Source organism: Haemophilus pittmaniae, from assembly GCF_900186995.1.
In the GTDB taxonomy this organism is placed as follows: domain Bacteria; phylum Pseudomonadota; class Gammaproteobacteria; order Enterobacterales; family Pasteurellaceae; genus Haemophilus_D; species Haemophilus_D pittmaniae.
This window is the reverse complement of record NZ_LT906463.1, coordinates 2,078,615-2,094,077: the sequence shown is the minus strand read 5'-3', so window position 1 is coordinate 2,094,077 and position 15,463 is coordinate 2,078,615. Positions and strand designations below refer to the sequence as shown.

At 42.7% G+C, this 15,463-nt stretch carries 13 protein-coding genes, 1 tRNA gene and 2 pseudogenes; 9 read left to right on the top strand and 7 right to left on the bottom strand.

Features of this window, described 5'->3' with window-relative positions; genetic code table 11:
* Positions 1–40 precede the first annotated feature (40 nt).
* The 3 genes from accA to znuC form a co-directional block, all read right to left on the bottom strand.
* A complete protein-coding gene (gene accA / locus CKV74_RS09895) occupies positions 41–988 on the bottom strand; it encodes an acetyl-CoA carboxylase carboxyl transferase subunit alpha (protein ID WP_095177098.1) in 948 nt (315 codons plus the stop codon).
* Between the two features lie 101 nt (positions 989–1,089).
* Positions 1,090–1,875, bottom strand: coding sequence for a zinc ABC transporter permease subunit ZnuB (gene znuB / locus CKV74_RS09890; RefSeq protein ID WP_007243310.1), 786 nt, complete (start codon positions 1,873–1,875; stop codon positions 1,090–1,092).
* A 9-nt stretch (positions 1,876–1,884) separates the two neighbouring features.
* Positions 1,885–2,676, bottom strand: coding sequence for a zinc ABC transporter ATP-binding protein ZnuC (gene znuC / locus CKV74_RS09885; protein ID WP_007243239.1), 792 nt, complete (start codon positions 2,674–2,676; stop codon positions 1,885–1,887).
* Positions 2,677–2,859: 183 nt separating this feature from the next.
* Here znuC and mepM point away from each other — a divergent pair, with 183 nt between their 5' ends.
* The 5 genes from mepM (at position 2,860) to CKV74_RS09860 (ending at position 8,139) form a co-directional block, all read left to right on the top strand.
* Complete coding sequence (gene mepM / locus CKV74_RS09880) at positions 2,860–4,362, top strand: murein DD-endopeptidase MepM (RefSeq protein ID WP_095177156.1); 1,503 nt, start codon at positions 2,860–2,862, stop codon at positions 4,360–4,362.
* Between the two features lie 176 nt (positions 4,363–4,538).
* The gene (locus CKV74_RS09875; protein ID WP_007243282.1) at positions 4,539–5,492 is read left to right on the top strand and encodes an ABC transporter permease; all 954 of its coding nucleotides are present in this window, start codon (positions 4,539–4,541) and stop codon (positions 5,490–5,492) included.
* Complete coding sequence (locus tag CKV74_RS09870; RefSeq protein ID WP_095177097.1) at positions 5,485–6,444, top strand: iron chelate uptake ABC transporter family permease subunit; 960 nt, start codon at positions 5,485–5,487, stop codon at positions 6,442–6,444. The genes CKV74_RS09875 and CKV74_RS09870 overlap by 8 nt, the downstream gene beginning before the upstream one ends.
* Positions 6,445–6,447: 3 nt before the next feature.
* The gene (locus CKV74_RS09865; protein ID WP_007243235.1) at positions 6,448–7,209 is read left to right on the top strand and encodes an iron ABC transporter ATP-binding protein; all 762 of its coding nucleotides are present in this window, start codon (positions 6,448–6,450) and stop codon (positions 7,207–7,209) included.
* A gap of 15 nt (positions 7,210–7,224) precedes the next feature.
* Entirely contained in the window at positions 7,225–8,139 is a 915-nt protein-coding gene (locus CKV74_RS09860) for a siderophore ABC transporter substrate-binding protein (protein ID WP_007243330.1), read from the top strand.
* A gap of 113 nt (positions 8,140–8,252) precedes the next feature.
* On the opposite strand, the gene CKV74_RS09855 is transcribed toward CKV74_RS09860, so the two are convergent.
* The 3 genes and pseudogenes from CKV74_RS09855 to rne form a co-directional block, all read right to left on the bottom strand.
* Positions 8,253–8,342, bottom strand: a tRNA-Ser gene (locus tag CKV74_RS09855).
* A gap of 259 nt (positions 8,343–8,601) precedes the next feature.
* Positions 8,602–8,814 (bottom strand): annotated as a pseudogene (locus CKV74_RS10670) (polyhydroxyalkanoate depolymerase); the annotation flags it as partial.
* Between the two features lie 66 nt (positions 8,815–8,880).
* A pseudogene (gene rne, locus CKV74_RS09850) lies at positions 8,881–11,424 on the bottom strand (ribonuclease E); the annotation flags it as partial.
* A 30-nt stretch (positions 11,425–11,454) separates the two neighbouring features.
* Here rne and CKV74_RS10510 point away from each other — a divergent pair.
* From CKV74_RS10510 to hflX, 4 genes are all read left to right on the top strand, one after another.
* Entirely contained in the window at positions 11,455–11,595 is a 141-nt protein-coding gene (locus CKV74_RS10510; protein ID WP_164703794.1) for a hypothetical protein, read from the top strand.
* 232 nt (positions 11,596–11,827) lie between these two features.
* Positions 11,828–12,796, top strand: coding sequence for a 23S rRNA pseudouridine(955/2504/2580) synthase RluC (gene rluC, locus CKV74_RS09845; protein WP_007243314.1), 969 nt, complete (start codon positions 11,828–11,830; stop codon positions 12,794–12,796).
* Between the two features lie 85 nt (positions 12,797–12,881).
* A complete protein-coding gene (gene hfq / locus CKV74_RS09840; RefSeq protein WP_007243241.1) occupies positions 12,882–13,160 on the top strand; it encodes an RNA chaperone Hfq in 279 nt (92 codons plus the stop codon).
* Between the two features lie 9 nt (positions 13,161–13,169).
* Entirely contained in the window at positions 13,170–14,501 is a 1,332-nt protein-coding gene (gene hflX / locus CKV74_RS09835) for a ribosome rescue GTPase HflX (RefSeq protein WP_007243329.1), read from the top strand.
* On the opposite strand, the gene CKV74_RS09830 is transcribed toward hflX, so the two are convergent.
* The gene (locus tag CKV74_RS09830; protein ID WP_007243291.1) at positions 14,491–15,444 is read right to left on the bottom strand and encodes a sigma 54-interacting transcriptional regulator; all 954 of its coding nucleotides are present in this window, start codon (positions 15,442–15,444) and stop codon (positions 14,491–14,493) included. The two genes, hflX and CKV74_RS09830, sit on opposite strands and share 11 nt — an antisense overlap.
* Between the last annotated feature and the right edge of the window lie 19 nt (positions 15,445–15,463).

The following is a 15,463-nucleotide window of genomic DNA, read 5'->3' as shown; positions in this document are numbered from 1 at the left end:
GCAACCATGAAAAAACGCGGCCTTACTGCGTTTTTTGAGTTTAGCAATAACCGTATGACATCAAACGATTATAACGACGTTCAAGCAGAGCTTCCTGGCTAAGCGGATCTAACTCGGCTAAATCATCTAACAGGCGTTGTTTTAAACTACGGGCCATTGCGGCATAGTCGCGATGAGCGCCACCAAGTGGTTCATTCACGATACCATCGATGAGCCCTAATTCTTTTAGACGGGTTGCGGTTAATCCCATCACTTCAGCTGCCGTAGAAGCTTTTTCGGCACTTTTCCATAGGATGGAAGCGCAACCTTCCGGTGAGATAACCGAGTAGGTGGAATATTGCAACATATTCACTTTATCACCAACACCGATCGCTAAAGCACCACCGGAACCGCCTTCACCAATTACAGTACAAATTACCGGAACTTTTAAGGTAGACATTTCACGCAAATTACGGGCAATCGCTTCCGATTGGCCACGCTCTTCAGCGCCGATACCCGGATATGCTCCCGGTGTATCGATAAAGGTAATAATCGGTAATTTAAAGCGTTCGGCCATTTGCATCAAGCGAAGGGCTTTACGATAGCCTTCGGGAGCCGGCATGCCAAAGTTACGTTTTACTTTATCTTTTACGGTACGGCCTTTTTGGTGACCAATCACCATTACAGGGCGACCATCCAAACGGGCTAAACCGCCGACAATCGCTTTATCGTCGGCAAAGGCACGATCGCCGGCCAACTCTTGGAAATCGGTAAATATGTGTTCGATATAATCTAAAGTATAAGGACGGTTCGGATGGCGGGCCATTTTAGAAACCTGCCACGCATCAAGATTGGCAAAGGTTTTTTTGGTCAGCTCGTCACTTTTTTTCTGTAGACGGCTAATTTCGTCGTTTAAATCAATCTTATCGTCGGAAGCCGCGCGCAATGCTTCGATTTTGGCTTCGAGTTCAGCGATAGGCAATTCGAAATCTAAATATTCTTGACTCATTTGTTATCCTAAAAATCCCTAAAAAAACGCCCGCACTTTAGCAAGAATCGGGCATTGGTGCAAATGGTTTTCACTGGTCTAAGCGGTTTGCAACCCCTTGTTTATAAACGTTCTTTCTTCAATAAGGAGAGCGCAAATAAAAAGGCTGAGCAAAGTACTACTGAAGGGCCTGCCGCGGTGTCGTAAAAAGCGGAAAGTAACAGCCCACCAAATACCGACAATTGACTGATAATTATCGCAATAATCACCATTGATTCAGGAGTCCGGGCAAAGCGGCGAGCTGTAGCGGCTGGAATAATTAAAAGGGATGTAATTATTAATGCACCGACAAACTTCATGCTTAAGGCAATGGTGAGTGCAGTTAAGATCATCAATATAAAACGCATACGTGCAATATTGATGCCTTCTACCTGAGCCAGTTCTGGTGATACCGTGGTTGCTAGTAGTGGGCGCCAACAATAAATTAATGAGCCCAATACCAAGATGACACCACCTCCGATATAAGGTAGATCGGATAATGTAATAGCTAGTAGGTCACCGAATAAATAACTCATCAGATCAACCCGTACATTTTTTAATAACCCCACGGTGACTACCCCTAAGGATAAGCAACTATGGGCAATAATGCCTAACAGGGTATCGGCAGAAAAGCTGGTTTTGCTTTCTAGATAAACCATCAGTACGGCCAATAAAATGGTGAGTATTACGATCGCCAAATAAGGATTAATTTGCAACCAAATTCCTAACGCCACGCCGAGTAATGCCGAGTGGGAGAGAGTGTCGCCGAAATAGGCCATTTTGCGCCATACCACAAAGGCTCCCAAGGGGGCAGTAATCAATGAAAGCAAGAGCCCCGTTAATAGAGCCGGAAATAATATCTCAAACATAGCATCCCCTTAGGATTGGCAATGATCGTTAGCATTACAACGACATACATCACCGTGCATATTATGGTGATGATTGTGATGATGGCTGTAAAATCCAACGTTTTGGGCGATTTGGTTGCCCCACAGCCGCATAAATGTTGGGTCATTAGAGAGCGTTTCCGGAGTACCGGCACAACAAATATGTTGATTAATGCAGAGCACTTCTTTGGAATCTGCCATAACGATATGCAAATCGTGGGAAACCATAACCACCGCGCAGTTTAACGCCTGTTGGGTTTGGTGGATTAATTGGTAGAGTTCTGCCTGACCATTGATATCCACACCCTGGGTCGGTTCATCCAGCACTAATAAATTTGGCTTATTTAAGATTGCCCGCGCCAATAACACCCGTTGCATTTCGCCTCCGGAAAGTTTTTGCATATTTTGCTCGGCCAAGTGATGAATGGATAGTTGGGTTAGTGTTGCTTCAATATCGCGCTTATTCACATCTTTGGATAAGCGCAAAAAACGACTTACGGTCAGTGGCAAACTGTGATCCAAATGAATTTTTTGCGGTACATAACCAATACGCACTTTATCGTGGTAAAGCACTTCGCCGGAACTGGGTTTTTGTAATTTTAATAGGGTTTTCAGTAGAGTGGATTTACCGCCACCGTTTGGACCAACTATCGTAATGATAGAATTTGGGTAAATTTTTAAATTGATATCGCGCAATGCGGTTTTCTCCGCAAAGATTACATTGATTTGTTTTAGCTCGATTAACGGCATTGGCGCAACAGGATTGAGACGATGAATTTGCATAGGAAACCGCCTTAAAAAATGAGCGCGTAAAATAGCCTATTTTTTTCCGATTCTCAATAAATTTCCCTTATGCTGAATATTTGAGCATAAAAATTAAGGCTTTTAAGGTAGAATGAATTTTTTTTAAAGATAGTAGTCTGATTCCCGAAAACATTTTCTTGTTAACTTGGATATTCATTAATGGTGCAACACGTCAAATTGGCCCGTGACCGGCGTAAAAGAAAATCCCGCATTAAAGCGGCGATTTTTTTTGTGTCGATCCTGTTGATCGCCAGCGGCGCGTTGCTTTCCCTGAAAGAAAGCACTAATGAAGAACCTTATGTGCAGGCTCAAGTCGAGCCGGAAGTCGTTGATAATGTACAATATCAATCTCTTACCCCTTCACAAAATAATACCGATAAACCGACTAGTACCGCCGAAAACGATGTTGATGGTGTGAAAGAAGGTGATGAGCAATTAGCCGCTAAGACAGATAAAGCGGATGATGCCACCTCCTATGACGATGACTTACAGGGGCCGGATGATGAAGTTGAGGAAGTGAAACCGGACTTTGATGAGTTAGGCAATTTACCGCAGAATGCTCAAGATGCGGTAAGCGATATTTTGGATGCCGCGGATCAGGCCATGCGCATTAATGATCAATTTAGTCACACAGTTGTGCGTGGTGATAACTTGAAAGATGTGTTGGAATTATCCGGTTTGGAAGACGACACAGCCAGTCAATTGATCGCCGCTTATCCGGAATTGAAAAATCTACGCGCCGGCCAACAATTCTATTGGATCCTCAATAAAGAGGATCAATTGGAATATTTGAACTGGTTGGTTTCCGAAAAAGAAGAACGAATTTACGAACGTAGCGCTGAAGGCAAATTTACCCGTCAAATTCTCGAGAAGAAAAGTATTTGGAAGAAAGAGGTACTGAAGGGACAAATCAACGGTTCGTTTGCTTCAGCTTTGCGTGCGCAAGGGTTGGATGGCCGTCAAATCAGCCAGTTAACCAGCGCCTTGCAATGGCAGGTCAGCCTGCAAAAATTACCGAAGGGAAGTAAATTTGCCATTTTGGTATCGCGTGAATATTTGGGCGATAAACTAACCGGCCAAGGTAACGTTGAGGCTATTCACATCCTTGCTAATGGTAAGAGCTACTATGCCATTCAAGCGGCTAACGGTCGCTATTATAACAAGCAAGGGGAAACTCTAGGTAAAGGGTTTGCGCGTTTCCCATTGCAGCGCCAAGCACGGATTTCCTCACCATTTAACCCGAATCGTCGCCATCCGGTAACCGGCCGCGTACGTCCGCACAAGGGCGTGGATTTCGCTGTATCCCCGGGCACGCCGGTAATTGTGCCGGCTGATGGGGTGATTGAAAAGATTGCCTATCAAGCCGGTGGTGCAGGGCGCTATGTGGTGGTACGGCATGGTCGTGAATATCAAACGGTGTATATGCATTTAAGTCGTGCTTTAGTACGGGCTGGCCAAGAGGTTAAGAAAGGTGAACGTATCGCTCTCACTGGAAATACGGGGATTTCCACCGGGCCGCATTTACACTACGAATTCCATATTAATGGTCGTCCGGTTAATCCGTTAACCGTGAAATTACCGGGCACATCCAGCGGTATGGCAACCGCTGAGCGCAAACAATTCTTAGTGCGTGCCAAAGAAGCGGAGCGGGTGTTGGCGCAGTAGTATCAAACGCTCCCCTGAAAATAAAAGTTTTCCGAAAAATTAATCGTAAGTCATTGATTTTATTAGGGTTCGCTTAAAAATGATATTCTCTTTAGGAATCAATGGCTTGCAATCCTTTCCCCATTAGCTTTGATGTGCTATCCTTAACCTGACTTACGAATTATTCTCATTCTTTTATGATTAAACGGCGTTATTTGCTTTTTTTATTACTTCTTTTATCCATTGTTTCCCTTTTCTTGGGCGTGAGTACGGTCAATTTGCAGGGCTTGTTAGCTTTTGACGGTAATCAATGGCAAATCTTCCTAATCAGTCGGCTGCCTCGTTTGGTGAGCATTTTAATCGCAGGTGCTTCCTTAAGTATTTGTGGTTTGGTAATGCAGCAATTGAGCCGTAACCGTTTTGTTTCGCCGACCACCGCCGGTACGATGGATAGTGCGCGACTTGGCATTTTGTTGGCCATTTTGTTTTTCCCCGGTGCCTCTATGCTATTAAAAACTACGGTTGCGGTCGCAGTTTCTTTTATGGGCACATTGCTTTTTATGAGCATTTTGTCGCGTTTAAAATTCAAGGATACGATTTTTGTGCCCCTAGTCGGCATGATGTTCGGCAATATCATTAGCGCTATTACGGCGTTTCTGGCGTATAAAGAAGATTTGTTACAAAACCTGTCCGGCTGGCTACAAGGCGATTTTTCCTTGGTTATGGCGGGTCGTTATGAATTACTTTATTTCAGTATTCCGGCGTTATTGCTAGCTTATTTGTTTGCCAATCGTTTTTCCATTGTCGGTATGGGCAAGGATTTTGCCGTGAATTTAGGACTTAATTACAACCAAGTGCTGTATTTGGGACTGTTGATTGTCGCGGTGGTGTCATCGATTATTATTGTATCGGTGGGTGTGATTCCATTTTTGGGGCTGATTATTCCAAATATCGTGACGCTTTATTTAGGCGATAATCTGAAAAAAGTGTTGTCCCATACGGCCTTGCTTGGTGCTGTGTTTGTATTGATGTGCGATATTTTAGGACGCAGCGTGATTTATCCCTATGAAATTTCGATTAATGCCGTAGTCGGGGTGTTCGGTAGCGGTATTTTCCTTTTGTTATTGTTCAAACGGTACCGACATGCTTAAGAAATCGTCCTATCAATTGATTGTGCTGAGTCTTTTGGCATTTTTCTCATTAGTTTTATATCTGGGCTACAACTTGCCGAATCGTTGGCAATACGCCTTGGAAAATCGTGCTTTATCATTGCTCGCCATTGTGATCACGGGCGCCTCTATCGCGCTGGCGACCATGATGTTTCAAACGATTGTGAATAATCGCATTCTAACGCCGAGTATTTTGGGTTTAGATTCCCTGTATTTGTTGATCCAAACAGCAATTATTTTTTTATTTGGTTCGGCCACATTATTATCGATGGATTCGATCGCACTGTTTTTATTATGCACCGGTCTGATGATGGCATTTTCTCTGTTGCTCTACCATTTCTTATTTAAGCGGGAAGATCAGAATATTTTTTTCCTGTTATTGGTCGGAATCGTGTTCGGTACTTTTTTCGGTAGCTTAACTACTTTTATGGAAGTGTTGATTGATCCAAATGAGTTCCAAATTGCACAGGATATTGGTTTTGCTAGTTTCAATCGAATTAATACGCATATTTTGTGGGTGGCGTTGGTTATTTTGCTTGCCACTATCTTATTTAGTCTGCGTTACTGGCATTATTTTGATGTATTGGCATTGGGACGGGAAAATGCCATTAATTTAGGCGTTGATCACCAACGGATTGTCAAAACCTTATTGAGTCTGGTGGCAATTTTAACCTCGGTCTCAACGGCGTTGGTTGGTCCATTGACTTTCTTGGGACTGTTGGTAATGAATGTGACCTTTGAGTTTATCGGTGATTATCGCCATCGTATTTTAATTCCGGCGGCGATGTTGTTGGCAATCATTACGTTAGTGATTGGACAATTGCTGGTTACACATTTATTTACCTTTAAAACTACCTTAAGCATCATCGTTAACTTTGTCGGCGGCGTTTATTTTATTTACTTGCTACTGCGCGCCAATAAAAAATGGGAATAAATAATGGCAATTGAAATTCGTAATATCAGCAAATGTTATGGCAATAAGACTGTTGTCGATAATGTTTCCCTCACGATTCCGGCCGGTAAAATAACTTCGTTTATTGGTCCAAATGGTGCCGGTAAAAGTACCGTGCTGTCGATTATCAGCCGTTTACTGTCGGCAGATAGTGGGGAAGTACTGTTAAATAATGAACCACTTAATCACAAAAAGAGTAGTGAAATTGCCAAACAATTAGCGATCTTGAAGCAGAGCAACAATATTAACTTGCGTCTGACTATTGAGGATTTAGTCGCATTTGGCCGTTTCCCTTATAGTAAAGGGCATCTTACAGCCGATGATCGGCAGTTTATTGATAATGCAATTGCCTATATGGATTTGCAGGATATTCGTCATCAATATATTGATAGCCTAAGTGGTGGTCAGCGACAGCGCGCTTATATTGCCATGACATTGGCGCAGGATACGGATTATATTTTATTAGATGAACCGCTAAATAATCTGGATATGAAACATTCGGTGCAAATTATGAAGGTGTTGCGCCAACTGGTGACAGAATTGCATAAAACCGTAGTAATAGTAATCCATGATATTAATTTTGCGTCTTGTTATTCTGATTACATTATTGCCATGAAAAATGGCAAATTGGTACAACAGGGTGAGGTAGCACACATCATGCAATCCTCTGTTTTACAGGATATTTACGATATGCCGATACCGATTCAACAAATCGATGGGCATCAAATTGCAGTTTATTTTCGATAACACAAGGAGAATTCGATGAAAAAAGTACTTTCCCAATTAGCTCTTTCTCTCACAGCAATGTGGGCGGTAAGCGTGCAAGCTGCCGATATTACGGTGGAAAATGCTGCCGGTAAACAGGTCGTGCCACAAAATCCACAACGTGTTGTGGTGTTGGATTTTGGTGCCGCGGATACGATCCGAGCCTTGGGAGAGACGGATAAAATTGTGGGTTTTCCGCAAAGTGGCAAAATCCCAGAGTATATTGCTGAATTTGGTGATAAAAAATTTACCAATGTGGGGGATTTAAAAGAGCAATCGCTGGAGAAAATTAATGAATTAAATCCGGATTTGATTATTGCCTCTAAACGTCAGGAAAAGATGCTCGATAAATTTAAGGAAATTGCACCGGTATTTAACTTTGAAAATGACTACAACGATTATTACGGTTCTTTCCAACAAAATGTGCGAGCCCTTGGGAAAATCTTTGATAAGCAAAAAGTAGCCGATGAGAAATTGGCTGCATTAGAAAGCAAAGTGGCACAAGTTGCACAAGATGCTAAGGGTAAAACGGCGCTGTTAGTGTTAGTCAATGAAAGCAAAATTAGCGCATTTGGTGATGGCTCTCGTTATGCTATGGTGTATCAAAAATTCGGTTTCAAACCTATTGATGAACAAATCAAATCCTCTACCCATGGTATGAGCGTGGGCTTTGAATATATCTTAGAGAAAAATCCGGATTACTTGTTGGTGGTGGATCGCACCGCGGCAATTACAGAAAAAGCCAATAATGCGCAAACCGTGTTAGATAACGAAATCATCAAACAAACTAAGGCGTATAAAAACGGCCATATCGTTTACTTGAATGCGGCTAACTGGTACTTGGCATTTGGTGGCCTACAAAGTATGGAAATTATTGCCCAGGAATTAGATTCGGCAGTTAAAAGCCACTAATTGGTGAGTTGAATTGGTTAAATAAAGACGCTTATTCCATGAATAAGCGTTTTTTTATAAGTATTAAAAAGTAAAAACCGCCAAGCTTGCACTTCGCGGTTTTTAAAATTGGATGGCGGAGGAATAGGGATTCGAACCCTAGGAGGGCGTAAACCCTCGCCGGTTTTCAAGACCGGTGCCTTCAACCACTCGACCATTCCTCCGTGATTTAAGCGGGGTGAATAATACGGATTTTCCCTTAGGTCGTCAAGGAAAGCTATGAAATTTTTGTTCAAGTGCTTATTTTTAACGCATTTTTGCAAGACAATAGCTAATAACTTCACTAACAACGCCCCTACATAATTTAGAGTTTTCTTTAAAATTAAAGCTAAGTCATTGATTTTATTAGGGTTGGCCAAAAAACTTATATTTTTTCCAAAAAAAAGCGAAACCCTTCGGTTTCGCTTTGTCTTTTTGCTAATTTTACTCTTTAGCTTGTGTCGGCACAGCGTACACATGGCTGATCGCACTATGATGACCAGCTCCGCCTTTACCATGGAAGTAATAGCGGGATTCCGTCCATTCCACGATAGGGAACGGTTCGCTGATGCTTTCATCGGCTTTTGCTTGAGTCATTGCTGCTTGTGTATGGGCCACGGCTGAAATGGTACCGCAACGGCCGTGGAATTCATATTCACTGACCCATGCTGCGGGCGTCACCGCACTTGGGGCAGCGACTGCCGGCATTGCTTCTGTCGCTTGTAGACGTTCAAGAGATTCTTGTACTTTCTTTTGTACCGATTCATTAGCCGGTTGGGTGATGAAATTTAATGCCGGTTTAGCTTCGGTTGCTTGTTCCTCCAACACAATGCCAGTCGCCGGAGTATTTAATCCCTGAGTGGGTTTTTGTTGTTGCAGTAATTCATCAACGGATAGGAAGTTATTTTCCTTCGGCGCATTGAGGGTCGTATAGTCGATCCATACTTTACCGCTAGACAATTCCGGAGAGGCTGCTGCAAACGTTAATGGCATCGGCGATTTTTCCGCACGACGACGGCGATTGTTATTCGCTGAACGTAAATGACGAGGCGTACGACGTTGGCGTTCTTGACGCGGTTTTTCGTGATTCACATTGTCATTGGAATTGTCGCTAACCGCTACAGCTTCGATCTCATTGGCAAGTGGAGCAACGGTTGCTTTTTCCACGATTTCTTCCACAGGAACAGCATTATTCGCTTGATTATCATCAATGCGTACCCGTTTGCGGAGATCACGGCGTTGACGACGCTCGCTAATGGTTTTTTCTTCGCGCTCAACAATTTCCGGCTCGGTTTGGTTGAGGTTTTCTGTATTATTCAATGCTTCTTCCACATTGCGGCGATTGCGACGACTATTGTTGCGTTCGCGGCTTACCGGTGCTTGTGGAGTATTTTCTTCAGGCACGGCTTTGTTATCATCGTTTCTAGTACGGCGATTATTATTGCGGCGTTCCTGATTATTGCGGTTATTGCGACCATTGTTGCGCGCATTGGAGTTATTGCGATTGTTACGGTTATTTTGCGGTTTTTCTTCCGCTTTTGGTTCCGCTGCAAATAAGGCTTTAATTTTGGCAATAATTTTTTCCAATAATGACGGCTCTTCAGCTTTGCGTTCTGCCGTTGGGGTTGGCGCTGCGGTCGGAATCGATAAGGAGACAGCTGCACTTTCCATTACTTGCTCAGAGGTTACGGCAGCGGTTTCAATATTACGGGAAACCAAGGACTCTTCCGGCACAAAGGTTTCATCTTTGGCCTCGTGAAGTTTGGCTAAGTTATAACTTAATTCATTGAATTCTTCGCCTTCGCGTACTCGGAACACGCTGAAGTGTGGGGTTTCCATCGCTTCGTTAGGTACCACAATAATATCCACATTGTGACGTTTCTCGATGTTGTGCACAGCCTTACGTTTTTCGTTAAGTAAGTAAGATGCGATTTGCACCGGAACGATTGTGTGTACTTGTTTGGTGTTTTCTTTTAAGGCTTCCTCCTCAATTAAACGTAGAATCGAGAGGGAAAGACTTTCATTATCACGCACTTTACCCGTACCTTGACAGCGAGGGCAAACATGGTGCGAGGATTCACCCAAGGACGGACTTAAACGCTGACGCGACATTTCCAGTAAGCCAAAGCGGGAAATGCGGCTGATTTGGATGCGTGCGCGATCTTGACGCACAGCATCGCGAATGCGGTTTTCTACTTCACGTTGATGGCGAACTGGAGTCATATCGATGAAGTCGATCACCACTAGACCACCTAAGTCACGTAAACGTAATTGACGGGCAATTTCGTCTGCGGCTTCAAGGTTAGTGTTTAGCGCAGTTTCCTCAATATCACCACCACGAGTTGAGCGGGCTGAGTTGATGTCGATAGCGGTAAGGGCTTCGGTTACATCAATGACGATAGAACCGCCGGAAGGCAAACGCACTTCGCGTTGGAAGGCGGATTCAATTTGCGATTCAATTTGATAATGACTAAAGAGCGGAACTTCGCCTTGGTAAAGTTTCACGCGATTAATGAAATCTGGACGCACCAATTTGATGTGGGATTTGGCTTTTTCGAAAACTTTTGGGCTATCAATTAAGATTTCGCCAATATCACGACGCAAATAGTCTCGAATTGCACGAACGATTACATCGCTTTCTTGGTGAATAAGGAATGGAGCCGGACGGCTTTCGGACGCCTGTTTAATTGCTTCCCAATGATGTAATAATACTTTTAAGTCCCATTGTAATTCTTCCGGCGATTTACCTACGCCAGCAGTTCGCACGATAAGGCCAACGCCTTCCGGTACATCCAAAGAACTTAAGGCTTCTTTTAATTCGATACGTTCGTCGCCCTCGATGCGACGGGAAATACCGCCGGCGCGAGGGTTATTTGGCATGATGACTAAGTAACTACCGGCAAGTGAAACGAAAGTAGTAAGAGCCGCGCCTTTATTGCCGCGCTCCTCTTTATTTACTTGAACGATAACTTCTTGGCCTTCTTTAAGCACATCGCGGATATTTGGACGGCCTTGGAAAACATAATCAGCCGGAAAATATTCGCGGGCAATTTCTTTTAATGGTAGAAAACCGTGACGTTCGGCACCGTAGTCAACAAAGGCTGCTTCTAAACTCGGCTCAACGCGAGTGATCTTACCTTTGTAAATGTTGGCTTTTTTTTGTTCATGGCCCGGACTTTCAATATCCAGGTCGAATAACCGTTGGCCATCGACCAAGGCTACGCGCAACTCCTCTTTTTGAGTCGCGTTGATTAACATTCTTTTCATTGTCAATTTCTCTTTTAATTTAAAAGTCTTATGACTGCAAGTGCATTGGTCTTCGCCATCGACCTCGTGTTTCTCGCGAACAGTCAATCTCACGACTGTGTGTTGCTGGGTGCATTGAGAGCGTTACTAAATAGTCAAAAGCTATTTTCCGTAAAACAAAACGATGTGTGACACGTTTTGCAAGAGGCGCTTGAGTTATAAGAAAATATATTGATTTGCAATGTCTTATGCCATTCGCTGCATTGCTTTTAAATCAACGGCGGGTGTACTTTTCGTTAGCATAATTTGATGCACGGAAAGACGCGCTATTATCCACATTAGAGGGGAAATTGGCAAGGTGATTATTACTATAGTCGGCCGCCTTGTGATATGATTCGCGCGAATTTTTTACAGGTAAATTTAAATGACCGAAAAACAAACAAAAATTGTAAATCAAACGGTAAAAATGCTTCAAATTTCCGAGGATGAAGCGGGACAGCGCATTGATAATTATCTATTGGCTAAATTAAAAGGTGTACCGAAAAGCCTTATTTATCGCATTTTACGTAAAGGTGAAGTGCGGGTAAATAAAGGGCGGATTAAGCCGGAATATAAACTACAAAGTGGTGATGTTGTGCGTGTACCGCCGGTACGTGTTGCAGATAAGGGAGAGGCGCCGATATCAAAAAATTTAAATAAGGTCGCTTCTTTGGAAAGCCAGATTATTTTTGAGGATGATTGTCTGTTGGTGCTGAATAAACCCTCTGGTATTGCCGTACATGGCGGTAGTGGTTTGAATTTTGGCGTGATTGAGGCATTGCGGGCATTACGTCCAGAAGCGCGTTTTTTAGAGTTGGTGCATCGCTTGGATAGGGATACTTCAGGTATTTTATTGATCGCTAAAAAACGTTCCGCGTTGCGTAATTTGCATGAACAATTACGCGTAAAAACGGTACAAAAGGACTATTTGGCCTTGGTGCGCGGGCAGTGGCAATCCCATGTTAAATCGGTACAGGCTCCATTGTTGAAAAACGAATTAGCTAGCGGCGAGAGAATTGTAAAAGTGAGCGAGCAGGGCAAACCATCAGAAACCCGTTTTTCTATTGAAGAACGCTATGCAAATGCCACTTTAGTAAAGGCTTCACCAATAACCGGTAGAACCCATCAGATCCGAGTTCATTGTCAATATGCAGGCCATCCGATAGCACTAGATGATAAATATGGTGAGTCAGAATTTGATGCTCAAATGCGAGATTTTGGGCTTAATAGGTTGTTTTTACACGCTTTTTCTATTCGGTTTGAACATCCTAAGAGTGGCGAGATATTACGTTTAACAGCTCCCTTAGATAAAACGATGAAACTTGTGTTACAAAAGCTACGGGAAAATCAATAGACAATATAAGGCTTTATTGTTATATTCGCGACCGGAGACAGCAAGTTTCTATCATTAAATCAAACTAATAACAAAGGATAGCAAAATGGCAAAAGGACAATCTTTACAAGATCCTTACTTGAACGCACTACGTCGTGAGCGTATTCCCGTTTCAATTTATTTAGTAAACGGTATTAAATTACAAGGTCAAATCGAATCTTTCGATCAATTTGTGATTTTATTGAAAAATACAGTGAATCAAATGGTGTACAAGCACGCAATTTCTACAGTTGTACCAGCTCGTTCAGTATCTCACCATAATAACAATGCTCATCAAAATAACGTAGCTGATGCTAGCGAACAAAGTGAACCTCAGGCTGAATAAGTTACCATAATGAGCCAAACTCAAATTATCAATGCGGTTGAAAATGCAAATGTTTCGACCGCATTTTCTTTGTCTTCAATGTCAATGGAAACAGCGATTGCTGTTCAAGTTTGGTTTGACAAAGAAAATAACGATGATTTACAGGAATTTTTACTGCTAGCTGAGTCAGCTAAGGTAAATGTCCTGCAAATAATGACAACCCGTCGTAATGTTCCACAGGCGAGATATTTTGTTGGTAGCGGGAAAGCAGAGGAAATTGCAGATGCGGTACATCAGCTTGATATTTCGGTTGTTTTGGTTAACCATCAGTTGACACCAGCTCAGACTCGTAACTTAGAGAATCTTTGCCAATGTCGCGTAATCGACCGAACAGCCCTCATTTTGGATATTTTTGCTCAGCGTGCTCGTTCCCACGAAGGGAAATTACAGGTTGAGCTAGCTCAGTTAAAACATTTATCTAGCCGCTTGGTTGGAAGAAAAACCGGGCTTGATCAGCAAAAAGGTGCAGTCGGTTTACGCGGACCGGGGGAGACTCAATTAGAAACGGATCGTCGTTTAATCAAAGTACGTATTGCTCAATTACAAAATAGGCTAGCCAAGGTAGAAAAACAACGCAATCAAAATCGTCAAACACGGCAAAAAGCCGATATTCCCACAATTTCTTTAGTGGGATATACCAATGCGGGTAAATCCACACTATTCAATTTTATTACGCAAGCTAATGTGTATGCGGCTGATCAACTTTTTGCTACCTTGGACCCCACATTAAGACGCCTGCAAATTCAAGATGTTGGTACGGCCATTCTTGCCGATACGGTAGGCTTTGTGCGTGATTTACCCCATGATCTGGTTTCGGCGTTTAAATCGACTTTACAAGAAACTGTGGAAGCTAGTTTGTTATTGCACATTATTGATGCTTCAGATAATCGTAAGTTAGAAAATATCGAAGCTGTCAATTCGGTATTGGAAGAAATTAAAGCGGACAACGTGCCTGTGTTGCTGGTATATAACAAGATAGATTTATTGGAAAATGTTGCACCGCATATTGAATATGATGACGAAAACAAACCGGTTGCTGTATATCTTTCGGCTCATTCTGGGGGCGGGATAGCTCTATTGCTCGAGGCGATTAAAGTACGTTTAACAAATGAGATTCTTTCTTTTACGCTCACTTTACTTCCGCAAGAAGGTAAAATTCGTCATGCACTTTACCAGTTAGATAGCATTTGTGAGGAAAAGATCTCAGATAAAGGCGAATTTATTCTGCGGGTGAGAGTCGATAAAGTTGAATGGCTCAGACTGTGTAAACAATTCCCTCAACTATCTGAAATTATTTACTAATTCCGTACTGCTTTAGTTTATTAGCTATTGCTGTGTGTGATACGCCTAAACGCTGTGCTAATTTTCTTGTACTTGGGTATTCTCGGTAAAAGGCGCGTAGAATATTTGCTTCATATCCATCCATAATTGCTTGTAAGCTTAGGCCTTCGAATTGTCCTGTTTCAATTGTGGTATGCTCAGGTGCTGAAATTGATAAGACTTTATTGTCTAACGGGGCATTTCCTGACAGAGAACAGGCTTGATAGAGTGTATTGTAGAGTTCACGAACATTTCCTGGCCAAGTTTGTTGCTGTAATAGATGAATAAACTCTGCGGAATAAGTTGGCTTTGGGATGTTCAGTTGTTGAGATATTTGAGTTAAAAATATTTCACTTAGTGGGACTATATCCTCAATTCGTTGGCGCAACGGTGGAATATTTATACGTAAGACATTAAGTCGATGGAATAGATCTAGACGGAGTTTTCCCTGTTCAAGTAGCGTTTCAGGGGATTCCTGCATGGTGCAAATGACCCGTACATTGGCATGGTGCTCTTGCTCTTCTCCAACTCGACGAAAAGAGCCATCAGTTAGAAAACGCAAGAGTTTAGCCTGTAAATTTAATGAAAGTTCCACGACCCCATCGAGTAATACACTACCGCCATCCGCGTATTCGAAGAAACCGATAGTTTGGCTATTTCCGACTTTACGGCCAAACATTTCACTTTCTGCATCATTATCGGGTAATCCGGCACAGTTTACTGCGATAAACTTATGGTCTTTACGCAATCCGCTCCAATGACATGCCTTTGCTAACAGATCCTTACCTGTTCCAGTTTCGCCTTGAATAAGTAACGGCACATCAAACATTGCGAATTTTTTTGCATTATCCACAGTTCTTTTCATTTCCGGACTTTGCGTTACAAAGCAGGCGAAGGGATTTTGAGGATCAAATTCAAAAGACATAATGGCTCCAATTTCAAAG